General features: G+C 59.3%; 26 protein-coding genes. 19 read left to right on the top strand and 7 right to left on the bottom strand.

Annotated features, from left to right (window positions below; genetic code table 11):
* Positions 1–4: 4 nt before the first annotated feature.
* The 11 genes from urtA (at position 5) to QRN38_RS04840 (ending at position 9,887) form a co-directional block, all read left to right on the top strand.
* Entirely contained in the window at positions 5–1,186 is a 1,182-nt protein-coding gene (urtA, locus tag QRN38_RS04790) for an urea ABC transporter substrate-binding protein (RefSeq protein ID WP_007246896.1), read from the top strand.
* 66 nt (positions 1,187–1,252) lie between these two features.
* Positions 1,253–2,155, top strand: a complete 903-nt coding sequence (gene urtB / locus QRN38_RS04795; RefSeq protein WP_057417957.1) for an urea ABC transporter permease subunit UrtB — start codon at positions 1,253–1,255, stop codon at positions 2,153–2,155.
* 1 nt (position 2,156) lies between these two features.
* Positions 2,157–3,299, top strand: coding sequence for an urea ABC transporter permease subunit UrtC (urtC, locus tag QRN38_RS04800; protein WP_005770310.1), 1,143 nt, complete (start codon positions 2,157–2,159; stop codon positions 3,297–3,299).
* Complete coding sequence (urtD, locus tag QRN38_RS04805; protein ID WP_057417956.1) at positions 3,296–4,033, top strand: urea ABC transporter ATP-binding protein UrtD; 738 nt, start codon at positions 3,296–3,298, stop codon at positions 4,031–4,033. The genes urtC and urtD overlap by 4 nt, the downstream gene beginning before the upstream one ends.
* A gap of 2 nt (positions 4,034–4,035) precedes the next feature.
* Positions 4,036–4,725: an urea ABC transporter ATP-binding subunit UrtE gene (gene urtE, locus QRN38_RS04810; RefSeq protein WP_057417955.1), complete on the top strand. Its 690-nt coding sequence runs from the start codon at positions 4,036–4,038 to the stop codon at positions 4,723–4,725.
* Positions 4,726–4,747: 22 nt separating this feature from the next.
* Positions 4,748–5,188 (top strand): urease accessory protein UreE, encoded by a 441-nt coding sequence (gene ureE / locus QRN38_RS04815; RefSeq protein WP_003376859.1) that lies wholly within the window; start codon positions 4,748–4,750, stop codon positions 5,186–5,188.
* Positions 5,185–5,916: an urease accessory protein UreF gene (locus tag QRN38_RS04820; RefSeq protein ID WP_044393087.1), complete on the top strand. Its 732-nt coding sequence runs from the start codon at positions 5,185–5,187 to the stop codon at positions 5,914–5,916. Before ureE ends, QRN38_RS04820 begins: the two co-directional genes overlap by 4 nt.
* Positions 5,917–5,931: 15 nt before the next feature.
* On the top strand, positions 5,932–6,627 hold the full coding sequence (locus tag QRN38_RS04825) for an urease subunit beta (RefSeq protein ID WP_057417954.1): 696 nt from the start codon (positions 5,932–5,934) through the stop codon (positions 6,625–6,627).
* Between the two features lie 3 nt (positions 6,628–6,630).
* Positions 6,631–8,343, top strand: coding sequence for an urease subunit alpha (gene ureC / locus QRN38_RS04830; RefSeq protein WP_024666170.1), 1,713 nt, complete (start codon positions 6,631–6,633; stop codon positions 8,341–8,343).
* Between the two features lie 27 nt (positions 8,344–8,370).
* The gene (ureG, locus tag QRN38_RS04835) at positions 8,371–9,033 is read left to right on the top strand and encodes an urease accessory protein UreG (protein WP_057419226.1); all 663 of its coding nucleotides are present in this window, start codon (positions 8,371–8,373) and stop codon (positions 9,031–9,033) included.
* Positions 9,030–9,887: an urease accessory protein UreD gene (locus QRN38_RS04840; protein ID WP_057419225.1), complete on the top strand. Its 858-nt coding sequence runs from the start codon at positions 9,030–9,032 to the stop codon at positions 9,885–9,887. Before ureG ends, QRN38_RS04840 begins: the two co-directional genes overlap by 4 nt.
* A gap of 35 nt (positions 9,888–9,922) precedes the next feature.
* Here QRN38_RS04840 and QRN38_RS04845 read toward each other — a convergent pair whose 3' ends face one another.
* From QRN38_RS04845 to QRN38_RS04855, 3 genes are all read right to left on the bottom strand, one after another.
* Entirely contained in the window at positions 9,923–10,567 is a 645-nt protein-coding gene (locus QRN38_RS04845; protein ID WP_057419224.1) for an NADPH-dependent F420 reductase, read from the bottom strand.
* Positions 10,568–10,703: 136 nt separating this feature from the next.
* Entirely contained in the window at positions 10,704–11,150 is a 447-nt protein-coding gene (locus QRN38_RS04850) for an Rrf2 family transcriptional regulator (RefSeq protein ID WP_007246906.1), read from the bottom strand.
* Positions 11,151–11,314: 164 nt separating this feature from the next.
* The gene (locus tag QRN38_RS04855) at positions 11,315–12,406 is read right to left on the bottom strand and encodes an NADH:flavin oxidoreductase/NADH oxidase (RefSeq protein ID WP_011103986.1); all 1,092 of its coding nucleotides are present in this window, start codon (positions 12,404–12,406) and stop codon (positions 11,315–11,317) included.
* A 59-nt stretch (positions 12,407–12,465) separates the two neighbouring features.
* Between QRN38_RS04855 and QRN38_RS04860 the strand changes: the two genes are divergently transcribed.
* Positions 12,466–12,801, top strand: coding sequence for an ArsR/SmtB family transcription factor (locus QRN38_RS04860; protein ID WP_005770289.1), 336 nt, complete (start codon positions 12,466–12,468; stop codon positions 12,799–12,801).
* Between the two features lie 85 nt (positions 12,802–12,886).
* On the opposite strand, the gene QRN38_RS04865 is transcribed toward QRN38_RS04860, so the two are convergent.
* The 3 genes from QRN38_RS04865 to QRN38_RS04875 are packed head-to-tail and all read right to left on the bottom strand — an operon-like array spanning position 12,887 to position 16,151.
* Positions 12,887–14,362 (bottom strand): FGGY family carbohydrate kinase, encoded by a 1,476-nt coding sequence (locus QRN38_RS04865; RefSeq protein ID WP_057419223.1) that lies wholly within the window; start codon positions 14,360–14,362, stop codon positions 12,887–12,889.
* Between the two features lie 30 nt (positions 14,363–14,392).
* A complete protein-coding gene (locus tag QRN38_RS04870; RefSeq protein ID WP_054090984.1) occupies positions 14,393–15,325 on the bottom strand; it encodes a transketolase family protein in 933 nt (310 codons plus the stop codon).
* Positions 15,315–16,151, bottom strand: a complete 837-nt coding sequence (locus QRN38_RS04875; protein ID WP_057419222.1) for a transketolase — start codon at positions 16,149–16,151, stop codon at positions 15,315–15,317. The genes QRN38_RS04870 and QRN38_RS04875 overlap by 11 nt, the downstream gene beginning before the upstream one ends.
* Positions 16,152–16,514: 363 nt before the next feature.
* Here QRN38_RS04875 and QRN38_RS04880 point away from each other — a divergent pair, with 363 nt between their 5' ends.
* From QRN38_RS04880 to QRN38_RS04905, 6 genes are all read left to right on the top strand, one after another.
* Positions 16,515–17,519, top strand: a complete 1,005-nt coding sequence (locus tag QRN38_RS04880) for an ABC transporter permease (RefSeq protein ID WP_057419221.1) — start codon at positions 16,515–16,517, stop codon at positions 17,517–17,519.
* A 66-nt stretch (positions 17,520–17,585) separates the two neighbouring features.
* Positions 17,586–18,518, top strand: coding sequence for a sugar ABC transporter substrate-binding protein (locus QRN38_RS04885; protein ID WP_024666177.1), 933 nt, complete (start codon positions 17,586–17,588; stop codon positions 18,516–18,518).
* Positions 18,519–18,533: 15 nt separating this feature from the next.
* Positions 18,534–20,063, top strand: coding sequence for a sugar ABC transporter ATP-binding protein (locus QRN38_RS04890; protein WP_057416293.1), 1,530 nt, complete (start codon positions 18,534–18,536; stop codon positions 20,061–20,063).
* Positions 20,064–20,094: 31 nt separating this feature from the next.
* Positions 20,095–20,859 carry an SDR family oxidoreductase gene (locus QRN38_RS04895; protein WP_057419220.1) on the top strand — a complete coding sequence of 255 codons (765 nt, stop codon included), beginning with the start codon at positions 20,095–20,097 and terminating at the stop codon, positions 20,857–20,859.
* Positions 20,860–20,889: 30 nt separating this feature from the next.
* A complete protein-coding gene (locus QRN38_RS04900) occupies positions 20,890–21,690 on the top strand; it encodes an SDR family oxidoreductase (protein WP_007246915.1) in 801 nt (266 codons plus the stop codon).
* 81 nt (positions 21,691–21,771) lie between these two features.
* On the top strand, positions 21,772–22,725 hold the full coding sequence (locus QRN38_RS04905) for a sugar-binding transcriptional regulator (protein ID WP_007246916.1): 954 nt from the start codon (positions 21,772–21,774) through the stop codon (positions 22,723–22,725).
* An 86-nt stretch (positions 22,726–22,811) separates the two neighbouring features.
* Here QRN38_RS04905 and QRN38_RS04910 read toward each other — a convergent pair whose 3' ends face one another.
* Entirely contained in the window at positions 22,812–23,099 is a 288-nt protein-coding gene (locus QRN38_RS04910; protein ID WP_057419219.1) for a hypothetical protein, read from the bottom strand.
* Positions 23,100–23,719: 620 nt separating this feature from the next.
* Between QRN38_RS04910 and QRN38_RS04915 the strand changes: the two genes are divergently transcribed.
* Positions 23,720–25,810 carry an Ig-like domain-containing protein gene (locus QRN38_RS04915; RefSeq protein WP_044393079.1) on the top strand — a complete coding sequence of 697 codons (2,091 nt, stop codon included), beginning with the start codon at positions 23,720–23,722 and terminating at the stop codon, positions 25,808–25,810.
* Positions 25,811–25,849 lie beyond the last annotated feature (39 nt).

Here is a 25,849-nt window from a genome sequence, read left to right on the forward strand (position 1 = left end):
GTGAATGCACAACGACAAACGCCGTTTGATCAAGCATGCTCTGTTGCTGGGCGCGATCAGCCTGCTGCCGTTTTCCCTGATCAGTCAGGCGCAGGCGGCCGACGCTGTGAAGGTCGGGATAATCCACTCGCTGACCGGCACCATGGCGATCAGCGAAGCCTCGGTGGTCGACGCCGAAAAGCTCGCCATCGAGGAGATCAACGCCAGCGGCGGTGTGATGGGTAAAACCATCGAGCCGATCATCGAGGACGGTGCCAGCGACTGGCCAACCTTCGCCGAAAAAGCGCGCAAACTGCTGGAAAACGATCACGTTGCGGTGACCTTTGGCGCCTTCACCTCGGCGTCGCGCAAAGCGGTGCTGCCGGTCTTCGAGCGCAACAAGGGCCTGCTCTACTACCCGACCTTCTATGAAGGCCTGGAAAAATCCCCGGCCATTATCTACACCGGCGCGGAAGCCTCGCAGCAAACCCTGGCAGCCGTGAGCTGGCTGATGGCCAACAAAGGCAAAAGCGTCTATCTGGTCGGCTCCGACTATATCTGGCCGCGCACCACCAACAAGCTGGCGCGCGCCTCGGTGACGAAACAGGGCGGCTCGATCGTCGGTGAAGATTACCTGCCGCTGGGGGCTATCGAATTCTCCTCGGTGATCAACAAGATCAAGGTCGCCAAACCGGACATCGTGCTGTCGACCGTCGTCGGCGGCTCCAACGTCGCATTCTACAAACAGCTCAAGGCTGCCGGGATCGACAGCAGTAATCAGACGCTGATGGCGCTGGCCGTTACCGAGGAAGAGGTCACCGGCATCGGTGCTGAAAACCTCGTCGGCTTCCTGACCTGCATGAGCTACTTCCAGAGCCTGAAAAACCCGGTCAACGAGAAATTCGTGCAGGCCTTCAAAACGCGCTACGGCCAGCAGCGCGTGGTCGGTGACCCGATGGCAGCAGCCTACACAGCCGTGTACCTGTGGAAGAAGGCGGTCGAGAAAGCCGGCAGCTTTGAGGTACCGGCCGTCATTGCCGCGTCCTCGGAACTGACCCTCGACGCCCCCGAAGGCGAGATCAAGGTGCACAAGGACAACCATCACCTTTGGAAACGCGCGCGCATCGGCACGCTCAATGCGCAGGGCCAGGTGGACGTGATCTACGAGTCCGCGCCCATCGAGCCCAACCCGTTTCCGAAACTCTGATACCGGGCCGGGCGCGACTCGCTTCGCGCCCGCTTTCGTCAATGTGCAGCCACAGGTAACGACGGCATGACTCTCGATACGCTGGTAATGCAAGTCTTCAGCGGGTTTTCGCTGTTTTCGGTGCTGGTGCTGATGGCACTCGGGCTGACCATCGTGTTCGGCCTGATGGGCGTGATCAACATGGCCCACGGTGAACTGATGGCGATGGGCTCATACGCGACCTACGTCACTTCAGTGGTGTTTCAGCGCTACTTTCCCGAGCTTATGGGTTGGTACTTCATCATCGGCATCGGGGTGGCCTTCCTGGTGACGTTTGCCTTTGGTTTTCTGCTGGAGCGCTGTTTCATTCGCTTCATGTACAACCGCCCGCTGGACACGCTGCTGGCCACCTGGGGCCTGTCGCTGGTGTTGCAACAACTGTTTCGTCAGGTGTTCGGCCCCAAGGAAGTCAGCGTGCCCACTGTGCAGTGGCTGCAGGGCGCTTGGAAAGTCAGCGAGGGCCTGGAGCTGCCGCTCAACCGGATTTTTATCATCGGCCTGACCTTCGTCATCGCCGCTGCCGTGTTTGTGTTTCTGTACCGCAGCCGCTGGGGCCTGCGCATCCGTGCCGTGACCCAGAACCGGGCGATGGCCGGTGCCGCCGGGATCAGCACGGCGCGGGTCGATTCGGTGACCTTCGCGCTGGGCTGCGGCCTGGCGGGCATCGCCGGCAGTTCGTTCACCATGCTCGCCTCCACCGGTCCGGTGAGCGGCCAGCAGTATCTGGTCGACACCTTCATCGTCGTCGTGTTCGGCGGTGTTGAAAGCTTACTTGGCACGTTCCTGTCGGCCTTCGCCATCGGCCAGACGCAGATCTCGCTGGAATACCTGACCACCGGTTCCATGGCCAAGGCGATCACCTTGCTGGTGGTCATCGTGCTGCTGTTCTTCCGCCCCAACGGCCTGTTCGCCACGAAAGTGAGACGTTGAGATGAACAACATGACTGAAAAGCCGCTGACCGCGACGCCGGTCAAAGCGGGCCGAGCAGGCTGGCTGAGCGCGGGCTGGTTGCCGCTGATCGAGCGTTACAGCCTGATCTGGCTCTCCCTCCTGTTGTTGGTGGTACTGCCGCTGATACTGGGCGACTTCCGTCTCGGGCTGGCGGGCAAATACCTGAGCCTGGCGTTCTGCGCCGTGGGCATGGTGATGATCTGGGGTTACGGCGGCATTCTCAGCCTCGGCCAGGGGATCTTTTTCGGCCTGGGCAGCTACATGATGGCGATGTACTTGAAGCTGGAAGCCACCGCCACCGACGAAGCTGCCAGCGCCCTCGCCGCGTTCTACGGCTCGGCCCTGCCGGACTTCATGATCTGGAACAGCGTCGAAGCCCTGCCTTGGTGGTGGAAGCCATTCGAGTCGGCAACCTTCACTCTGGCTGCAATTCTGATCCTGCCTGCGCTGCTGGCGTTTCTGTTCAGCTACGCCTACTTCAAGAAACGCGTCGGCGGTGTGTACTTCTCGATCATCACCCTGTCGCTGGCCTCGATCATGTCAATCATGATCATCGGCCAGCAGGGCTACACCGGTGGCGTCAACGGCCTGACCGACTTCAAGACCGTGTTCGGCCTGAGCCTGCAAACGCAGCAGACGCCGTGGATTCTCTACCTGATCACCACGCTGTTGCTGCTGGCCAGCGTAGCGATGTGCGGGTTCATCCTGCGCAGCCGCCTGGGCAAGGTGATCGTCGCGATCCGTGACCGCGAAGACCGGGTGCGTTTTTCCGGCTACAACACCGCGCTGTTCAAGGCGTTCATCTTTGCCGTAGCAGCGCTGATCTCGGCGCTGGGTGGCGTGATGTTCACCTTGCAGGTCGGCCTGGCCTCGCCGTCACTGGTGGGCATCATTCCGTCCACCGAAATCGTCATCTACGCCGCGCTGGGCGGTCGTCTGTCCCTGGTCGGTGCGGTGTACGGCACGTTGCTGATCGGCGCGGCCAAAACCTATCTGTCGGAGAACTTCGTGAGTTTCTGGCAATACTTCATCGGCTTTCTGTTCATGGGCGTGGTGCTGTTCCTGCCAACCGGGCTGGCCGGCTTGCTGCAACGCCTGAGCAACAAGGAGGTGCAGTCATGAGCGGGATGTTACTGAGTGTCGAAGACCTGACCGTGTCATTCGACGGCTTCAAGGCGGTCGACAACCTCAACTTCTATGTCGAGGAAAACCAGGTGCATGTGGTGATCGGCCCCAATGGCGCGGGCAAGACCACCCTGCTCGACATGATCTGCGGCAAAACCCGCCCCAGCGCAGGCCGGATTCGTTTCAAGGACCTGCAACTGGAAACCATGATCGAGTACCAGATCACCCGCGCGGGCGTGGGGCGCAAGTTTCAAAACCCGTCGGTGTACGCAGACCTCACCGTGCGTGAAAACCTTGATATTTCTTCGCCGGACAAACGCGGCATCTTCAACTGCCTGTTCGCCGGCAAGAATGCCGCGCTAAACAGCGAGATCGAACAAACCGCCGAGATGATCTTTCTCAAGGACCAGTTAGGGCGCAAGGCCGGGCTGCTGTCCCACGGCCAGAAACAGTGGCTGGAGATCGGCATGCTGCTGATGCAGCGTCCGGAATTACTGTTGCTGGACGAACCGGTGGCCGGCATGAGCGCGGGCGAACGGGAGAAAACCGCCGGGCTGCTCAAACTCATCGCCAAAGGTCGGGCCATGGTGATTATCGAGCACGACATGGAGTTCGTGAAATCGGTGGCCGACAAAGTCACCGTCCTGCATCAGGGCAAGACCCTGGCCTACGGCTCGATGGATCAGGTGCAGAAAGATCCTCGCGTCATCGACGTCTATCTGGGGCACTGAACATGCTGAACGTCTCCAACCTCAACGTGTATTACGGCGACAGCCACGTGTTGCGCGACCTAAGCCTGGACCTTGCGCCAGGCGAATCGCTGGCGATCATGGGTCGCAATGGCATGGGCAAGACCACGCTGTTGCGCAGCCTGGTGGGCATGCTGCCAGCTCGCAGCGGCAGCATCACGCTGGCCGGGCAGGAACTGATCGGCAGCAAGAGCTACGAGCGGGTCGCGGCCGGCGTCGGTTTTGTGCCCCAGGGGCGGATGATATTTCCCTACCTGAGCGTCGAGGAAAACATCCTCTCCGGCATGCAGGGCGCGCCTGCCGCGCCGATTCCCGACTACATCTTCGAATACTTCCCGGTGCTGTTCGAGATGCGCCGACGCAAGGGCGGCAACCTCTCCGGCGGTCAGCAGCAACAGCTGGCCATCGCACGGGCACTGGTTTCCAACCCCAAGGTATTGGTGCTCGACGAACCCACAGAAGGCATTCAGCCATCAATCATCAAGGACATCGCCAAGGCGCTCAACCTGCTGAAAAAGGAACGTGGTTTTTCGCTGATTGTTTCCGAGCAGGTGCTGTCGTTCGCCATGGCCGTGGCAGACCGCTACCTGATCATCGAGAAAGGCGAATTCGTGCACAGCGAAGTCCGCGAAACCGTCGATCGCGAGCGCATTTTGCGCTACCTGACCATCTGAACCGAACACCGGAGCCATCGCCATGCTGATACTCGACCGCATTCTCGGCCAGGCCAGCGACCCTGCCCTCGCCGACCGCCTGCACGACCTGAGCCACGCCGGCCAGGTGGAAACCCTGAGCCTGTCGGGCAGCGACATCCAGCGGCATCGCCTGCGCCTGGCCAGCGACCGGGGCACCGATTGCGCCATCCGCCTGGAGCGCCATCAGCAATTGCGTAACGGCTCGGTGCTGATGCTCGACAGTCAGCGCGCCATCGTTGTGCAGATGCAGGATCAGCACTACCTCGACCTGTTGCCAAGAGACTCGGCGGCGGCGCTGGAACTGGGTTACTTCGCCGGCAACATGCACTGGGCGGTGCGCTTTGCCGGTGACACGTTGCAGATTCCGCTCAATGGGCCTGAAGCGGATTACCTTGAGCGCCTGGCACCGATGCTCGCAGACGGCCGGGTGCGACGCGCATGAACACCTTGAGTAGCCTGCTGCTGGCCCTGCAACAGGCCGACAGTTTCTTTCCCGGCGGCGCAGTGGCGTGGTCTTGGGGGCTGGAAACACTGGTGGCCGACGGACGACTGGGGGCAGGCGAAAGGGTCACCGCGCGACGTCGTCAACGGGCAGTCCGTTTGGACCGCAGCGCCGCAGTGCGCGGTTTTGTCGAAGGCCAGTTGCGCCATCGCTGGCACAGTTTTGACCGGGTGTTTCTGCTCGCGGCATGGAGTGCTGCCGATGACGTTTCTGCGCTGACAAACCTGGACGCGCAAATCGAAGCCCTGACCCTCGCCGAGGAGTTGCGCCAAGGCTCGCGGCGTGTCGGGCAAGCGCTGCTGGGCGTGCATGTCGCGCTGGGTACGCCGGGGGCGGCGGCTTATCAGCAACAGGTGCGGGCAGGCAACACGCCGGGGCATTTGCCGGTGCTGCAAGGCCTGCTCTGGAACCGCTTGGGCATGCACCGTGAACACTGCCAGCTGGCTGCCGCGCACGGTTTGTGTACCGGGCTGGTCAGCGCCGCCGTACGTCTCGGGGTCATGGGCCACATCGATGCACAACGGGTGCTGACCGATATCCAGCCGCTGATCACCGAGCTGCTGGCGCTGGAGCCGCCCGAACCGGAAGACGCCTGCGGCTTCACGCCGATGGCCGAAATCGCCGTTATGCGCCACGAAACCCAGGACCTGCGCCTGTTTGCCAATTGAACCGGGAACCCCGCCATGCTGCTGACCCCAACCGAGCTTGAACGGCTCACGCTGTACACCGCTGCCGAGCTGTCGCGCAAACGCCGTGGCAAGGGCCTGCGCCTGAACTTCCCGGAAGCCTCGGCGCTGATCGCCGACGAAATTCTTGAAGGCGCGCGTGAAGGTCGCAGCGTTGCCGAGCTGATCGGTTTCGGCTCGACGATCCTCAACACCGACGACGTCATGCCGGGGGTCGCCGACCTGCTGCCGGTGCTGCAAGTCGAAGGCACCTTCCCGGACGGCACCAAACTGGTCACCGTGCACCAGCCGATCCGGCCAGGCAAGCTGCCGCTGGCGGCCATGCCGACACCTGGCGAAATACTGTCGCCGAACAGCGATATCCAGCTTAACAACGGCCGACCGATCGCAACCCTGCGCGCGATCAACACCGGCGACCGGCCGGTGCAGATCGGCAGCCACTACCACTTCTTCGAGGTCAACAAGGCGCTGGATTTCCCCCGCGAAACAGCCTTCGGCATGCACCTCGACATTCCCGCCGGCACCGCAGTGCGCTTTGAGCCCGGTGAGTTGCGCGAGGTGCAACTGGTGCAGTTCGGCGGCACCGGCGACATTCACGGCTTCAGCGGCCTGACCAACGGCAACCTGCACGACCCGGCCTGCAAACGCGCAGCGCTGGAGCGTGCCCGCGCCCAACATTTCAAGGGAGCCTGAGGCATGGCGACGATGACCCGCAAGGAATACGCCGCCATGTACGGCCCCACCACGGGCGATGCGGTGCGTCTGGGCGATACCTCGCTGCTGGCCGAGGTCGAATTCGACCACTCGACGCCCGGCGATGAGTGCCTGCACGGCGGCGGCAAGACCCTGCGCGACGGCATGGGACTGATGCCCGGTCATGACAGCGCCGACGGGGCACTCGACATGCTGATCTGCAATGCGCTGATCATCGACCCGGTGATCGGCATCGTCAAAGGCGACATCGGCATCAAGGACGGCAAGATCGTCGCCATCGGCAAGGCCGGCAACCCGCAGATCATGGACGGCGTACACCCGCAACTGATCTGCGGCGTCGCCACCACCGTGCGCGATGCCGAGGGCCTGATCGTCACGCCCGGCGGCATCGACGTGCATGTGCATTTCGATTCGGCTCAGCTTTGCGATCACGCACTGGCGGCGGGCCTGACTACACTGATCGGCGGCTCGCTGGGGCCGATTACCGTGGGTATCGACTGCGGCGGCGAATGGAATGTCGGCAAGATGTTACAGGCCGCCGAAGCGTGGCCGATCAACTTCGGCTTTCTAGGGCGCGGCAATTCCAGCAAGCCCGAATCGCTGCTCGGGCAACTGCGCGGCGGCTGTCTGGGGCTGAAGATTCATGAAGACTGGGGCGCTATGCCGGCGGTTATCGACACCTGCCTGAAAGTCGCCGACGAGTACGATTTTCAGGTCCAGTTGCACACCGACACGCTGAACGAGTCCGGGTTTCTCGAAGACACACTGGCGGCCATCGGCGACCGCACCATCCACATGTATCACACCGAAGGCGCTGGCGGTGGGCATGCGCCGGACATCATCAGCGTGGCCGGCAAAAGCAACTGCATTCCCTCCTCCACCAACCCGACTAACCCTTACACGGTGAACACCTTCGACGAACACCTGGACATGATCATGGTTTGCCACCACCTCAACCCGGACGTGCCGGAAGACGTGGCGTTCGCCGAGTCGCGGGTGCGCCCGCAGACCATCGCCGCCGAAGACATTCTTCACGACACCGGGGCGATTTCGATCCTCGGCTCCGACAGCCAGGGCATGGGGCGCATCAACGAAGTCATCTGCCGCACTTGGCAACTGGCGTCGAAAATGAAGGATCAGCGCGGCCGTCTGCCGGAAGAAACCACGGCACTGGGCGACAACGAACGGATCAAGCGCTATATCGCCAAATACACCATCAACGCTGCGCGGGTGTTCGGCATCGACAGCTACATCGGCTCGCTGGAGCCCGGCAAACTGGCCGATCTGGTGCTGTGGCGCCCGGCGTTCTTTGGCATCAAGCCGGAACTGGTGGTCAAAGGCGGCTTTATTGTGCACGGCGTGATGGGCGATTCTGCGGCCTCGCTGTACACCTGCGAACCCTTGGTGATGCGCCCGCAATGGGGCGCATTCGGTGAAGCGAAACAGGCGCTGTCGGTCAACTTCGTCAACCGCCTGGCCGTCGAGGCCGACACTGCGACCCGGCTGGGGCTCAAGAAAAAGCTGCTGCCTGCGTTCGGCACTCGCACGTTGCGCAAGTCCGACATGCTGCACAACGATGCCTGCCCGGACATCCGCGTCGACCCGCAAACCTTCGATGTGTATGCCGACGGCGAGCGCCTTTATTGCGAGCCGGTCAGCGAAGTGCCCCTCGCGCAGCGCTACATGCTGCGCTGAAACCCTTATCGCACAGGAAACCTGAGCATGAGCTTGCCCTTGAATACACCTGCCCTGCACGCCAACACACAACCCCACCCCGGCGCCGCGCGCGTCGGGATCGGCGGCCCGGTAGGCTCGGGCAAGACCCGTTTGCTGGAGCAACTGATTCCACGTTTTATCGCGCGAGGCATCGAGCTGGCGATCATCACCAATGACCTGGCCACCCGCGAAGACGCCGAGCGCGTGCAGCGCAGCGGTCTGATCGACCCGCAGCGGGTGCGCGCCGTGGAAACCGGTGCCTGCCCGCACACCGCCATCCGCGAAGACCCGACCCTCAACCTGCAAATGGCCGACGAACTTGAAGCACGTTTCGGCAATCTCGACCTGGTGCTGATCGAGTCCGGCGGCGACAACCTGGCGTCGACCTTTTCGCTGGACCTGGTGGACTATTGGATCTTCGTTATCGACGTCGCCGGTGGCGATGACATCCCGCGCAAACGTGGCCCCGGCGTGTTGAACTGTGACCTGCTGGTGGTCAATAAATATGACCTGGCGCCCTACGTCGGCGTCGACCTGCCGCGCATGCGTCGCGAGTCCGCTGAGGCCAGAAACGGCAGACCGGTGCTGTTCACCAACTGCGCCACAGGTGAAGGCGTGGATGAAGTGGTCGAAGCCATCAGCCGCGCCGTACTGTTTGATCGCCCATGAACGCCCACTCGTCGTTACTGCCCATCTGTAAAAAAGCCACGGCACACATTGCCTTTAGCAAAGCGCCTTCGGGCATCAGTTATGTGTCTCGCCAGGAGGTCGGCTACCCTTTCCACCTCGGGCGCACGCTGAAGCTGCCGCAAGACCCGCCCGGCATGGCGGCGATCTATCTGCAGTCGTGTTCTGGCGGCCTGTTTGCCGGGGAAACGCTGCACCTGCAACTGCACGCCGGGCCGCACACGCAGGTGCATGTCAGCACTGGCGCGGCAACGGTCGCGCACAGCATGCTTGAACAACCCGCGCGGCAGACCGTCACGCTGATCGCCGAGGCCGGCGCACTGCTGGAATATTTGCCGATGGCGACCATTCTGTTCCCGCAGGCACGACTGCACAGTGTGGTAAACGTCACGCTGCACCCGAACGCACGGGTGATGCTCTGCGACGCGTTTTGCTTGCACGTCCCGCCAGGCAGCGCAGGATTACCCGGCTTCTATCGCGCCGATCTGCACATACGGTGCCCGGCCGGAACGTTACTGGCGGGTGACCGGCTGGCGTTGACCGGCGCCGACCTGCAACGTCGTTTGCCGGGCGTCAGCGCAGAGCTGCAGGCCTTGGCAACCTTCATGCTGGTGGGTCAGGATTTACCGGTGGATGAGTTGAAACGGGCCTTGCGCGACGCATTGCGCGTCGTTCCCGAGAGTTACTTGGGCGTCAGCGCCCTGCCGAACGATTGCGGCGTGTCGGTACGCATCATGACCGCCGATGCCGTGGCACTGCGCAGCGCCCTGCACCTGGCCTGGGCGTGCGCTCGCCAGCAACTGACCGGTATTGCGCCGCGGGTGCGGCGCAAGTAAAGCTTACTGATAGGGTTCTTTGCATCAATATCCTGTCAGACCCGGATAAAGTTCTGCGCAGCAAGCGGACCGAACGGAAGCGATGCCAGCGGGCCGCCCACATCAAGGGTGCCCAGATCGACCGGAACGAAGCCGGTGTCCTCAATGATCTTGCGCACTTCTGTTTTTGCCGCAGCATCATCACCCGAATAGAAAAGCACGCGCTTGCCGCCCGTTACTTCAGGCGCCGAGAACACATTGGCATCAAGGTGATTGAACGCCTTGACGACCCGCGCGCCCGGAACGAACTGGCGAAAGATTTCGCTTGAATACTTACCATGCAAATCTACCGCCTTGATGCCATAGGCCGCGAGCGGGTTGGTCGGGTCGTTTGCATCAGTGGAGTCTGGATCGATAAATTCCACCGGGTTGGTTGCATCGATCACGATGCGCCCTTCCCAGGCCGGCAGGCTGCTCAATACTTTTTCCGCATCCACCCAGCGCACTGCAGCGAAGACGATATCTGCACGTGCGGCTTCTTCTGCGGTGCCCGCCTTGATGGACCCGCCGAGCTCCCTGACCAGCGAGGCAAGCGACTCCGGGCCGCGACTGTTTGAAATAATGGCCGAAATGCCTTTGCTGGCAAGGATACGAGCAATGCCTGAGCCCAGCGCGCCAGAACCGATAATACCGATAGTCATGATGTGTTCCTGATTGTGTGAAGGGTTGGAAAAGGTAAGTCGTCTTGAAACGAACAGCGTTGTAAGTGAATCCGGGCCGGTACAACCTTTAAGTGACGATATGTTTACGTCACACCGACATTTATGATCAAAACTGTCACCATGTTAACGGGACAGTGAATTTACCAAGTCGCGCCACTTCTGCTGCGATGTCCGCAACCGTCACTTTCGCGAGCTCATCTTCAAGTGCAGTACGAGCGCGACCCAACGTGGGTGCCAGGGCTTCCAGGATGTTGCCCCCGACAGCACATTGTTCGCAGGGCGCCATCCGGTGTGACGAGAACAGCTCGGTATCCTCGACCGCTTCGTAAACGTCCAGCAAGCGTATCTTCTCTGCAGGCCTGGCCAGCAAGGCACCGCCACCAGCACCCAGTTGCGAACGTGTCAGCCCCGCCGTACTCAGCCGGGACAGCAGCCCACGAATCACCACAGCGCCGGTATTTGCCGAATAGGCAAGGTCTTCGGAACGTAGCGGCCTTCCGTCGCTGACGGCCAGAGCGGCCAGCGTATGGACGGCAACCACAAAACGACTACTGGTTGGCATGGTGAGAAATCCGTTAAAGACTTAATGTGTCGACGACATTATTACACTTAATTTTGGCTGTCAACGTTCTGTTTCAGATAGTTTCGGTTTACGTCAGATTGCTGGACGCAATGCTGGGCTGGCAGCGTTAAACGGTGCAGCCCAGTCATTGCTAGACGTTTGCGTTAGCGATAACGCTCAAGCCAGTGAGCGTAAGGCGCAGGCAAGGTCCAGGCCGACTTTTCGACGCCCAGTTCTTTCGCTGCAAAGTACGCCCAATGCGGGTCGGCCAAGTGCGCACGGCCTATCGAAACCAGATCAAGCTGGCCGGATTTAACCGCTTCTTCGGCCAGTTTCGGCTCGCCAAAACCCCAGGCGCTGGTGACCGGAATAGCCGCTTCACGACGCACACGCTCGGCAATCGGCCCCATGAACGCAGGCCCCCACGGGATGTTGGCGTCCGGCGTGCTGAAACCGACGCTGACACTCAACAGGTCCAGACCGCCGGCCTTGAAGCGACGCGCCAGTTCGATCGACTCGGTGAGGGTCTGTTCGTCACGGCCGTCGTATTCGAGCACGCCAAAGCGTGCCGTCAACGGCAGATTTTCTGGCCAGACTTCACGCACTGCCGCCAGCGTTTCAAGCAGGAAACGGCTGCGGTTATCGAAGCTGCCGCCGTACTCGTCGGTACGCTGGTTGGAGTGCTCGGAGAAGAAACTCTGCCCCAGATAACCGTGGGCAAAGTGCAGCTCGATCCACTCAAAGCCGGCATCGCGGGCACGACGGGCAGCATCGACGAAGTTCTGACGAACGCGGGCGATGTCGTCCAGGGTCATGGCGCGCGGCACTTTCGGCAGGTTGGCGCCGAAGGCAATGGCGGACGGAGCGATGGTGTCCCAGCCACGCGAATCGGAAGCGACAATGTGGTCGTCGCCTTCCCATGGGCGGTTGGCGCTGGCCTTGCGGCCTGCGTGGGCGATCTGGATGCCCGGCACGCAACCGGCATCCTTGATGGCTTTGACGATCGGCACGAATGCCTGCGCCTGCTCGTCATTCCAGATACCGGTGCAACCGGGGGTGATACGCCCTTCCGGTGCAACGGCGGTGGCTTCAACCACCAGCAAACCCGCACCACCACGCGCCATGCTGGCCAGGTGAACGTGGTGCCAGTCATTGACGACACCGTCGATTGCCGAGTATTGGCACATCGGTGGAATAGCGATTCGGTTGCGCAGCGTGACGTCTTTCAGTTTGAAGGGTTCGAACAATGCAGACATTGGAAAGCTCCCGTAGGCCAGATGACTTTGGTTTTCAGTTGTTCGATGGTAATCGAACTATGGCAATGAACGGAAGCCCTGATATCATGCACCCCATGCGAACCTTCCAACACCCCGAACCTGAAGACCTCACCCTTGAGCGCCTGTTGTATGCGTTGAGCGACCCTGTACGCATGGGCATCGTGCGCTGCCTGGCAGGTGTGACCGAAGCCACCTGCGGCGAGCTGGACGGTGGCCGACCGAAATCCAGCATGTCCCACCACTTCCGGGTATTGCGCGATGCCGGGCTTGTGCAAACGCGCAACATCGGCACCACACACATGAACTCGCTGCGCACGCAGGTGCTGGAGAGCCGCTTTCCGGGGTTGCTGGCGAGTATTCTGGCGCAACGGTGAAGTCGCAAGGCGTTAGGCCTGTGCCAACCTGCGCTGCCATTGCAATGATTTCGATGCGTTAAGCGAAACTTCTAGCTCAACCCCCTCAACACACCACCCGCCCCAAAGCCTTCTGCCACTCCTGATACACACCCTCCAGATCCCTGCCGGGAACGGGGTCGAAGCGTTCGCGCTGTCTTTCCAGTGCTTGCAGGTCGGCGGCGTCATTCCAGAGGCCGAGGGCTTTGCCTGCCAGGTGTGCCGCGCCCAGTGCCGAGACTTCCGGTGACAGGCTGCGGATGACCGGACGTTGCAGCAGGTCGGCGAGAAATTGCATGAGCCAGCGGTTGCGGGTCGCTCCGCCGTCTACCCAAAGCTCCTTGAGCGGGCTGCCGATGTCGGCCTGCATGGCGTCGAAAACGTCGCGAATCTGATAGCCGATGGACTCCAGAGCCGCACGCATGATGTGTGCGCCAGAACTGCCTTCCGTCAGGCCGCAAATCAGCCCTCGGGCGTCGGCCTGCCAATGTGGCGCGCCCAGGCCGGACAGCGCCGGTACAAAGTAGACGCCGCCATTGTCGGCCAATTGCGCGGCCTGTTCGCTCAGGGCCTCTATGGATTCGCCGGCCACCAGCCGCGCAGCCCATTGCACCGCTGCGCCGGTGTGCACAATGTTGCCTTCCATTGCATAAGTTGACGCTGCGCCATCGTGCCAGGCCAGTGTCGTCGACAGCCCGTGGCGAGAGGCTATGGGTCCTGCCATCGGCGTCATTAATGAAGAACCGGTCCCGAGCGTGGCCTTGACCAGTCCGGGGGCAAAACCGCCCTGCCCGTACAGCGCCGCATGCGAATCGCCAATCATCGACAGAATCGGAATACCGGCGTCGAGCCCGCCGAACGCCGCGGTATGAGCAAACAGGCCGGCACTGGGTTGAATGGTGGCCAGCGCAGCAGCAGGGATCGAAAACAGCTCAAGCAATTGCGGGTCCCAGTCGCAGGTCTGCAGGTTGAACAGTTGAGTACGTGCTGCGTTGGAATAATCGGTTGCAAATGCTTGCCCTGCGCTGAGTTTCCAGAGCAGCCAACTGTCGACTGTCCCCAGACAGATTTCGCCTTCCGCTGCGCGAGCGTGACCGTCGTCCAGATGGTCGAGAATCCAGCGCATCTTGCCTGCGGAAAACATCGGGTCCAGCGCCAGACCGGTTCTGGCCAGAATCATGGCCTCGTGACCTTGCGCATGCAGTTCATTGCACAGCGGCAACGAGCGACGGCACTGCCAACTGATACAGGGCGACAACGGTGCCCCGCTGACCCGGTCCCACGCCACCACCGACTCGCGCTGATTGCTGATGGCCAACGCGCTGATCGGGCGCTGCAGACCAGTCATGCAGTCTGCAATGGCCTCAAGCGTGGCCTGCCAGATCAGCAGCGGGTCCTGCTCCGAGTAACCGGCTTGCGGGTGGCTGATACTCAAGGGCCGCGAGCCACGAGCGACGACTTGCCCTTGTTCGTTGACAAGCACGGCCTTGGCGTTGCTGGTGCCTTCATCGATGGCCAGAATCAGCGGAGAGTGTTGATTCATGCTCTGGATACTCGACATGCAGAAATGCCCCTAACGCAAACGTGCAGCAGCCGCGACAATGCCGTCCGCATCGATACCATGCAAGGCACGCGTCGGCTCACGGGCACCCGCTGCTGCGTATTCGCCATCACCAATGCCGAGGCGAATCAGGGTAATGCCAAGTGCATTCTCGGCCAGCAATTCGGCCACCAGGCTGCCAAGCCCGCCGTTGATATTATGTTCCTCAACAGTAATCACCCCGCGACTGCCGCTCAGGGCGCTGAGCAGCGCATCACGCTGCAGCGGGCGAATCGAAGACAGGTTGATGACCTGCGCGTCGAGCCCCTGCTCCGCCAGCTGCGCCGCAGCGTCGACCGCCTCGTGCACCACCGAACCCAGTGCGACGATGGTCAGGTCTGAACCCTGGCGCAGAATATCCACGTTTCCCGGTACGAAGCGATAGCCGGGGTCATGCAGTTCACGCAACGGCTTACCGTCGAGGCGGATGTACACCGGGCCGTGATAACGCAGGGCGTAATCGATGATCTGCCGGCACTCCAGCGGGTCGGACGGGGCGAAAATCTGCACGTTGCCAAAGCCGCGCATGACCGAAATGTCGTCCAGACAATGATGGGTACTCGCCAACGGCCCGTAGCTGGTGCCCGCATTGAGGCCGAACATTTTCACGTTGGCCTGGTTGTAACAGACATCGACCTTGACCTGCTCGTTGGCCCTGGAAATCAGGAACGGCGCAGCGTTGCAGGTGGCGGCGATCTTGCCGCCCAGCGCCAGGCCCGCAGACACACTGACCAGCGACTGCTCGGCGATGCCGACGTTGATCACGCGCTCCGGGAAGCGCTGCATGAAGGGGCCGATCTTGGCGGTGGACGTCGAATCGCTGACCACCGGCACCAGGTCGAGGCCTTCGTCAACGGCCGCGATGAACGCGTCCACCATCACGCTGGCAAAATGCTCACTCGACATGATTCAACTCCTCCAGTGCTGCGCTGACTTCATCACCTTTCGGCACCCGGTGGTGCCATTCAGGCCGCCCTTCGATAAATGACACGCCCCTGCCTTTGATGGTGTGGGCGATCAGCACCTGAGGCGCGCCTTTGCGCAGTTGCATGTGTTCCAGCGCCGTCACCAGTTGGCCGACATCGTTGCCATCGCACTCGCTGACCTTGAAACCAAACGCCGCCCATTTCGCATCCAGTGGGTCCAGCGGCATGATCTCTGCCGTCAGACCGGCCAGCTGCAGTTTGTTTTTGTCGACGATCACAAACAGGTTGTCCAGGCCGTACTTGGCGGCTGCCATTGCCGCCTCCCAGTTCGAGCCTTCCGCCAGTTCGCCATCGCCGGTCAGCACGTAAATGCGCTTGTTGCTCCCGGACATTTTCGCCGCCAGCGCCAGGCCCACCGCAACCGGCAGACCGTGCCCCAGCGCACCGGTATTGAGCTCGATACCCGGCGTTTTTTGCCGCACCGGGTGGCCCGGCAGGCGCGAGTTGAAATGCTGATATTCAGGCAGCCACGCTTCGGGGATATACCCGGCCTGGGCCAGACAGCAATACAAGCCGCCGACGCCGTGGCCTTTGCTCTGGATGTAGATATCCCGCGCCGGGTCTTCGATGCGCTCGGGGCTGATGTCGAGAATACGGAAATACAGCGTGGCCAGAATGTCGGTTTCCGAAAGGTCGGCACCCGTGTGCCCTCCCGCAGGCGATCCGGCGTTCAGGGTGATGACATTGCGCCTGATCAGGCGTGCCTGTTCTTTGATCTGCTGGGCATCGTAGCGGAAGGCATTCATGGAGCGGCTCCTGTGGGGCTGGCCACGCGGCGAATATTTATTGTTCTGGAAAGCACCTGAATATTTATTCAGTACTGACAATATATTTATATTTAGACGCCGATCGCTCAACAGGTCAAGCAGGCGCGCGCCTGAAAAATCAAAAACCACCGAATAAGTTTTTTGCCGATGGCATTTTAATCAGAGGCGCGAGGCTCTGCCTTGCGGCTCGCAGGGACGATTGAGGCGTGTTTATGAGGATCGAAGAAAATTAAACCGCTTGACTTTGCTCGGCCGGAGACGGAACCTGAATTAACAGTCAGGCATGCATATATATTCAAGCAGCCAGAATGAACTCCAACAAAAATAAATCCGGAGAACCCCATGGACGCCAAAGCCCCTGTTCATCAGGCCGCCGCAAAACCGTCAGGCTGTGTGTGGTTGCTCAAGCTGCTGCCCAATAATATCGGTGGGCCATTGATTGGCCTGGCCCTGCTGTTAGTCGTCTTTTCTTTCAGCTCCGAATTCTTCTTCACCCTGCGCAACGGCCTGAACATTCTTGATCAGGTAACAGTGCTGGGCATTCTCGCCATCGGCATGACAGCGGTGATCGTCATCGGCGGCATTGACCTGTCTGTCGGTTCGGTACTGGCGTTTTCGATGATGATGCTCGGCTGGCTGTATCAGGATCAAGGCCTGGCGCTTGGCCTGGCGATCCCGGTAGCAATAGCAACTGGCATGCTCGCCGGGCTGGTGTCCGGCTTGTTGATTACCTACGCCAGACTGCCTGCTTTCATCGCCACGCTGACCATGATGTCGGTCGCCCGCGGCCTGGCAAACATTCTCACCGAGGGCCGGCAGATCGTCGGTTATCCGGAGTGGTTCACCAGCCTGGCCACGGTTCGTCATTTCGGCTTCTTATCGGCTACGGTCGGGCTGTTTCTGGTCATGCTGGTGGTGGCCTGGGTGTTCCTGCGCTTTCGGGCCGGTGGTCGCAACCTGTATGCCATTGGCGGCAGCCCCGAAGTGGCGCGGCTTTCGGGGATCAAGGTGCGCGCCATCACCTTGTGGGTGTACGCCATCAGCGGTGCGCTGGCCGGTATAGCCGCTGTGACCATGGCCGCCCGCCTCGACTCCTCACAACCCAGCGCCGGGCTGACGCTGGAACTGGACGCCATCGCCGCAGTGGTGATCGGCGGTGCCAGCCTCAGCGGCGGTGTCGGCAGCGTCGGCGGCACGCTGGTCGGTGTGCTGATCATCGGCGTGCTGCGTAACGGCCTCAACCTGCTCGGTGTGTCGCCCTTCATTCAACAGGTGGTCATAGGCGTAGTGATTGCCCTTGCCGTGACCATCGATACCTTGCGTCGCCGTTCCAACAGTGCTCATTAAGAAGCTGTGCCGTTTTGCGCTTGACCGATGCTGACATCCCCAACAATAAAATCAGGAGTCACCGCCATGTTCATGACCAAAAAACTGCTGCTCGCCACGGCTCTGGCCGCCGCCACCCTCACCACCGCAGGCTCGACCTGGGCCAAAGAGCTGACCATCGGCCTGGCCGTGGCCAATCTGCAGGCTGACTTCTTCAACCAGATCAAACAGTCGGTCGAAGCCGAAGGCAAAGCCCGCGGGGTGAAGATCATCACCGTTGACGCACAGGGCAATTCCTCGACTCAGGTCAGCCAGATCGAAGACCTGATCACCCGCCAGATTGACGCACTGATCTACATTCCAGCAGGCGCCACTGCCGCTGGTGTGCCGGTCAAAGCCGCCAAGGCTGCGGGAATCCCGGTGATTGCAGTGGACCGCAACGCGCCTGACGCACCCGGCGATACATTCATTGCCAGCGACAGCGTGGCAGGCGCCAAAGCTCTTGCCGAGTACGTTGGCAAGGTGACTGAGGGCAAAGGCCGCATCGCGATTCTTCAGGGCCAACTGGGCACCACCCCTGAAAACGACCGGGCGAAAGGCTTTCAGGAAGGCTTGAAAGGCTTTCCCGGCCTGAAAGTCGTGGCTGAACAGCCTGCCGAGTGGGCGCAGGACAAAGGCTTTGCAGTCGCTCAGGACCTGTTGCAGCGTGACCCGAACATCACCGTATTCTTTGGCCGCGCCGATGCGATGGCCCTCGGTGCAGCCCAGGCGGTAAAAGTCGCCAACCTGTCACAACCCGTGGTGGTGGTCGGTTTCGATGGCGACGTGGCAGGCCTCAAAGCGGTGGCCAGCGGCGTGCTGCAAGCGACCATGACCCAGCAGACGCAGAAAATGGGCCGCATGGCCGTCGCCTCTGCGCTGGACCTCAAGGCTGGCAAAGCCGTACCCAAGGAACAACTCCTCGAAACCGTGCTGACTACTAAAGACAACGTCGCGCCTTTCCTGCAACAGCATCCTTGAGCCAGGGAGTTCGCCATGCACGCTGTTCTGGATAACCCGACGCCTCACAACCCTGAGGTCACCCCTGCGGCGGTGCTGTGCCTGCGCAACATCGGCAAGTCCTACGGCCCGGTGCAGGTGCTTTCGCAGATCAACGTCGATGTGCGGCCGGGCGAAGTGCTCGCCCTGCTCGGCGAAAACGGCGCAGGCAAATCGACCCTGTCGTCGATTATCGCGGGCCTGGTGCAGCCTGAGGCGGGAGGCTCCATGAGCTGGCTCGGCGAGGATTACGCGCCCGCCTCACCGGGCGCGGCGCTGGGTGCCGGTATCGGCCTGATTCATCAGGAAATCCGCCTGCTGGCGCAGTTGTCGATTGCCGAGAACATCTTTGTCGGGCGGCTGCCGATGCGCCACGGCAAGGTTGACCGGGACTACATGCAAGCGCAGGCGCAAAAACAGCTGGAACGCCTCGGCCTGAATGTGCCGGCTTCGCGCAAGGTCGAGGGTTTGAGCGTCGCCGCGCAGCAACTGGTCGAGATCGCCAAAGCCCTTACCCTGAACGCACGCCTGCTGATTCTCGACGAACCCACGGCGGCCCTTGGCGGTGAAGAAACCGAGCTGCTGTTTCAGCAGGTCGAGCGCCTCAAGGCCGAAGGCGTGTCGTTCATTTACATCAGCCATCGTCTGGAGGAAATCGCGCGGATCGCCGACCGTATTCTGGTCCTGCGCGACGGCCGACAGATCGCGCTGCACGCCACGGCTCAAGTGCCGGTGCGTGAACTGGTCGAGCAGATGGTCGGGCGTAGCCTTGAACGTATCTTCCCTGCCCTGCAAGCACCGCAGGAGCGGGTGATGCTGCAGGTCAAAGACCTCACCTGCCGCGAGTTCGCCTTGCACGGTATCGACTTCAGCGTACGCGCCGGTGAAGTGTTCGGCATCGCCGGAGTGGTCGGCGCAGGCCGTACCGAGCTGATCCGGGTAATTGCCGGTGCGGCCCAGGATATTCAGGGCCACATGCAACTGGATGGCGAAACCGTTCACCTGCGCTCGCCCTCGCAAGCCATTCAAGCGGGCGTGGTGCTGGTACCGGAAGACCGCAAACAACAGGGCGTGGTGGTCGAGCATCGGATTGAAGACAACCTGGTCTACGGCAACACCGACCTGCTACACAGCGGTAACTGGGTGTTGCCAAAAGGCCTGCACGAATTCGCTCGCAACGCTATTTCGCGCCTCGGCGTAAAAGGTGCGCCCGAGCAGCGCATCGACAGCCTGTCCGGTGGCAACCAGCAAAAAGTCATCATCGCCAAATGGCTGGCCCGTAACCCCAAGGTGTTCATTCTCGACGAGCCGACCCGAGGCATCGACGTCGGTGCGCGGGCGGCGATCTACGAGGTGATCGCCGAGCTGGCAGCCACCGGCATGGCCGTGATCGTGGTCAGTTCCGACCTCGACGAAGTGCTGGGCCTGTCGCACCGGGTCATGGTCATGAGCCGTGGCAGGCAGATGGGCATCCTTGAACGTGGCGAAGCGACACCGGTGTCCGTCATGGAAATGGCCACCGCCTGAGTGCAAACACACTGATTACGTGGAGAGCGACATGCAACTTTTTCGACTTGATGGTCAGGTGGCCTTTGTGACCGGCGCCGGCAGCGGCATTGGCCAGGCCATTGCTGTAGGCCTTGCCGAGGCCGGGGCGGACGTGGCGTGCTTTGACTTGCCGGGCAGCACAGGCATCGACAGCACCGTAGAGCGCATCAACGCACTGGGCCGACGCGCCCTTGCCCTGCAAGGCACGGTCACCGGCCGCGCGACGCTGGATGCCGCCATCGCGCGCACCGAAACCGAACTGGGCGCGCTCAGCGTCGCCGTCAACTGCGCCGGCATCGCCAACGCCCAGGCTGCCGAAGAACTGGAGTTGCAACGCTGGCAGACCATGCTCGACATCAACCTCACCGGCATCTTTCTCAGTTGCCAGGCCCAGGCAGCGGTCATGCTGCCACGCGGCAAAGGCGCCATCGTCAACATCGCCTCGATGTCCGGCAGCATCGTCAATCGCGGGCTGCTGCAAGCGCACTACAACGCCTCGAAAGCCGGCGTCATCCACCTGAGCAAAAGCCTGGCGATGGAGTGGGCGAACAAGGGCTTGCGGGTCAACTGCATCAGCCCCGGCTACACCGCCACCCCCATGAATTCACGCCCGGAAGTGGCCGAGCAAGTGAAGATATTCGAGCAGACCACGCCCATGGGGCGTATGGCCAGCGTGGACGAAATGGTCGGCCCGGCGGTCTTTCTGGTCAGTCAGGCGTCATCGTTCTGTACCGGCGTCGACCTGCTGGTGGACGGCGGCTTTGTCTGCTGGTGAGCCCGCCCTGCCCATCACTGGAGCACACCCATGTATCAACGTTTTAGTGGTAAAACCGTGGTTATCACCGGCGCGTGCCGAGGCATCGGCGCAGGCATTGCCGAGCGCTTCGCTCAGGAAGGCGCCAATCTGGTGCTGGCTTCCAACGACCTCGAACGTGTGACGTTCACCTCCGAGCAACTGGCCAGCGGATACTCGGTCAACAGCCTGGCACTTGGCATCGACGTCACCGACGAGGCCGACATACAGCGCCTGTACCAGAGCGCCCACGAGCGCTTCGGCAGCATCGATGTGTCGGTGCAAAACGCCGGCATCATCACCATCGACCATTGCGAAAGCATGCCCCGCGCAGACTTCGACAAGGTCCTGCAGGTCAACACCACCGGCGTCTGGCTCGGCTGCCGGGAAGCCGCCCGCTATATGGTCAAACAAGGCAGCGGGCGGTTGATCAACACCTCGTCAGGCCAAGGCCGCCAAGGCTTCATCTACACTCCCCATTACGCCGCGAGCAAGATGGGCGTGATCGGCATCACCCAAAGCCTTGCGCTGGAATTGGCGCGGCACAACATCACGGTGAATGCCTTCTGCCCCGGCATCATCGAAAGTGAAATGTGGGACTACAACGACCGTGTCTGGGGCGAAATCCTCGGCACAGAAGAAAAACGCTACGCCAAGGGCGAACTGATGGCCGAGTGGGTCCGCAACATACCCATGCGCCGCGCCGGCAAACCCTCGGACGTGGCCGGGCTGGTCGCCTTTCTGGCCTCGGACGACGCCGCCTACCTGACCGGCCAGGCGATCAACATCGACGGCGGGCTGATCATGTCCTGACCGCGATGGCAGGCACGACCCGCTGCCAGTTTGGTATCCTCGCCGCCACTTTGGATATCGCTATCATTTTTTGGGGCCTGCATGAGCCAGATCGAAGAACAACGGCTGATGAGCAAGATCGCCAGCCTCTACTATGAAGAAGGACTCAAACAGTCCGAGATTTCCACGCGACTCGATCTTTCACAATCCTTCATCAGCCGCGCCCTGCGCCGCGCCTTGCAGGAAGGCGTGGTGAAAATCACCGTCATGCGCCCGCAGGGCCTGCACCTGGAACTCGAAAGCCGGCTACAAAGCATGTACGGCATACGCCAGGTGATCGTCGTCGAAGCCACCGAGCCGGACGACGAAGAAAGCATCAAACAAGCCATCGGCTCCGCCGCCGCGCACTACCTGGAAACCAGCCTCAGCGCCCAGGACCACATCGGCATCTCCTCCTGGAGCAGCACCATCCGCGCGATGGTCAGCCACATGCACCCCCAGCCGGGCAAACAGAGCGCCCAGGAAGTCGTGCAACTGCTCGGCGGCGTCGGCAACAAAGGCGCTTTCGAAGCCACCCTGCTGACCCAACGCCTCGCCACCCTGCTCAACTGCCCCGCCTTCCTCCTGCCGTCGCAGAGCATCGAACAGTCGGTGGAAAGCAAACAACGCATCGTCGAAATGGAAGAAGTCAAAGAAGTCCTCCACCGCTTCGACAGCATCACCCTCGCCATCGTCGGCATCGGCGAACTCGAACCCTCACAACTGCTGCGCAACAGCGGCAACTACTACACCGAAGACATGCTGCGCGTGCTCGCTGAGCGTGGGGCGGTCGGGGATATCTGCCTGCGGTACTTTGATGCGCAGGGGAAACCGGTGCTTGAGGAGGATGAGGAGTTTGTGGTGTCGATGGGGTTGGGTAAGTTGCGGTCGATTAATCGGGTGTTGGGGTTGGCTGGAGGGTTAAGGAAGGTGCAGGCGATTAAGGGCGCGCTGTTGGGGGGGTATCTGGATGTGTTGATTACGGATGTGGGGACTGCGCGGGGGTTGGGGGGATGATCAGAATGAGTTGGTCGAGGATGTAAATGACAAGGGACTGCAAAGCCGTCGGGTGGAGATTCTGAAGCTCAACGACCCGCGCCAGGTTAGTCCATTATGACCTGAATCTCGTACCCCTTCCCCGAGGTCCGCTCTTCTCGAACAACTTCAACCGCTCCGCTACCTACATTCACCTTGGCGCTAAGCCCCCAGTCAATTGCGGTGACTATGGATTTAGGCAGCTTCGCGCCGAGATATCTCAGCGTAAGCTTCTCTGACGCTGAGATGAGTGCTTTAGTAGCAGCTCCTGACGCGATTGCGGAGTCAGCGTCGCTTGACGGGATACAGTTTAAGAATTTTTTGCTCCCTATAACGAAGAGCGTGGTGTTTACCATGCAAAGCTCGCCAACCAGTAAAGAGGTTGAAGTAGCGACTGCCCAGGGGCGGTGGTAACTCGTTGTTATAAGCCGGTTTGGTATACCCCTTAACTCCGGCTTTCAGTTTCTGGCCCGGACAAAAGGTCAACCTTCCAAAATACGAGCCGGGTCAGTGACTTGAAGGAAACCCGTCACTAAGTTTAATTCTTATATCTCTAAAATCTCCATTCGAGCTAACGCTCATTCCATATCGGTCCATTTCGTGTCGCGGGCTCAGCTATTGTCCACATACGAAGTGCAAAGCAAGCTGAAAACCGCCGAACAATACTACTGCACCCGTTGATGGCGGCTCAAGCAAGAGTGACCTCAGTTTGTAGGCAAAGTTTTTGCGTAAATTAGTCTAAGATCTCAGGCCTAAAATAAAACAATCGCAAAAAAAATAGATACCTTAAGTGCAATTAAAAACCTACGAATAGTTATTGCCTTTATTTGAGCTTCAAAACTCAAAAAACAACGACGATTTGTCGTACTGACGACACCAGCAAATACTAACGCCGTAGAGAGGCCAGTAATAGAAATACTGCAAAAAACTTACGTACGAGTAGACCTTGAACACCACCCAAAAAAGGAATTTATTCATGACCGCCACACCAACCAACGAGAACAACTTCAGTATAGATGTTCCCACCATAGGCTCCATTATATATATATCGCGCCCTGAATTTCTTGGAAAAGGTGATAAAAATTCAACTGTAGTCATCAAGCTAAGCACTGACAACACAGTCGTTTTAGACAAGGAAGTAACTGTAAATAAAGACGGCCACTGGTTATTGAAAATAGAAAAAGACTTGGCGCCGGGAAATTATAAAATTGCAGGGATGCAGAAGGGCAATACAAACAGCGCCCCACCTGGCGTTGCGCCAACAACATTCACGGTAATGACAGCGTGGGGAAAATACCTGCCGGGTAATGGCAAGCGTGAGCTATTGTCCCTTGAAACCCGAGCCGACAACTCCGTCCCTGCCGACGAAACTATTTATCGCTGGGTAAAAACAGACAAGGCCTTCTCCGCAAAAGATTTAGGCGATATTTATTATGACCAGAGCGAAAATAAATTTGAACACCCAGCTATTGTACCGGAGCGTCTTCATTTTATCTCTGAACTTCCGGAGCCGAAAGAAAAAGAAGACGAATTTGTTCCGGATCAGGTAATCAAGGTAAAAATGGACACAAGATCAACCATCAGAACCGACTATAGCAACTTTAGTTTTACTGAAGCCATCAAAACCTTGGGAGTGGCTCTCAAAGACCCTTTTGGAGATTTATTTCAACAAATTGCATTGATAACTGATCAATCAGAGGAAGCCACAAAAAAGATGAAAGCCGCCGGCAGCCTGATATCGCAAGCCGTTCAAATGATTGGTGGAAAGAGAGCAAGTATCATGAATGCGGCGGGAGTTGCCCTGAGCCAATTTGCTAAAATCCTTGAAAAAAAACCAATAGAATTAAGCGATGTAACTGAGTTCTTAACTGCAATGAAGCCTTTTACTACGCCCGAAGGGAAATTAGTAGAAAATGCATTCGGAGAGAGCTCAGAGCTTCCGACTGAACCCGCCCAGCCAAGCAAACAAGAAGTTATTCCTACGTGGACGAATGAAGGCAGGTTTGTTGCCGAACCTGAAGAGATATCAGGAGGATTAAAATGGTCTAAAAATGACATCTATGAAAATTCAAAAGGGGATACTTTTGTTAAAGTTGACGGAAAATATTGCAGGATGAATGGTTTATATCCAGATGGAGCGCCAGTATTAATTGATAAAAACTTTAAGGCTATCACTACCGAGATCCCGAAAATAGTTCGTGCTGTCAACGGAGATTATACGACACTCAGACTTAAAGGAGGGGTAGGCACAACAACACTCGGTGCTGAGAGTGATTACAAGGTACCTTTCGACTGGCAGTTACACGCTGACAGAAATTGGTTAGGATCTGGGGAATTAACATCATCGAAATACATTGACTTTAATCTTGTACCATACGATAGACCCTTGACATTTACTTTCATAGAGGGCACTGACAGTGCCTCTACCACAGCAGGAAAAACGCTCCTCGAACCAGGAATATATGAATTTACCGTATCTAACAATACAGCCACCCCCCCTAGGAGTGTACCAAATCGCCAGGCTATAAGCTTTACTACAATCGAGCTAGCTTCACCTGATGCACCCTTTCCGTCTCCATCACCTGTTAAGGCCTATTGGGTACCACAAGGTAAGTTTATGGACATACCCATTAAACCCGGAGAAAATGATCCACAGGTAGTTTTCACCCCAGACTTCACAGGGTGTCACTTTGTAGCGGACAAGCTTGACACTAAATTTCGAATTTATCATGTTGAGGGAGGTCGTATCGAACAGCAATATGAGAATCTCACAGAACACGGCGAAGGTCAGGCGGCAAGATTTACAAGTAACGATTACAAGGTAAAAATCGAAGAACCTGGGCCATCCAGAAACCCTGAAACGCCACAGGTAACGAAGTATAATCATGGTGCATTTATGTACATGAAATACGATAGAAAAGAAAATAGTTGGTTTATGCAAATGATAAAGCAAACTAACCCGCCAAAAATATCAAAACATATTAATGGAACAGTTCTTGGAACGGTTCATTTTGCCCTCCACAAGCCCAGAGTCCTAGGCGGATGGATTAACTATCTCTCTAAATAAACGTTTTAGCGATAAATAATAGCTAATCGTACATGCTAC

The organism is Pseudomonas sp. CFBP2511, from assembly GCF_030209255.1.
GTDB classification, from domain to species: Bacteria; Pseudomonadota; Gammaproteobacteria; order Pseudomonadales; family Pseudomonadaceae; genus Aquipseudomonas; species Aquipseudomonas avellanae.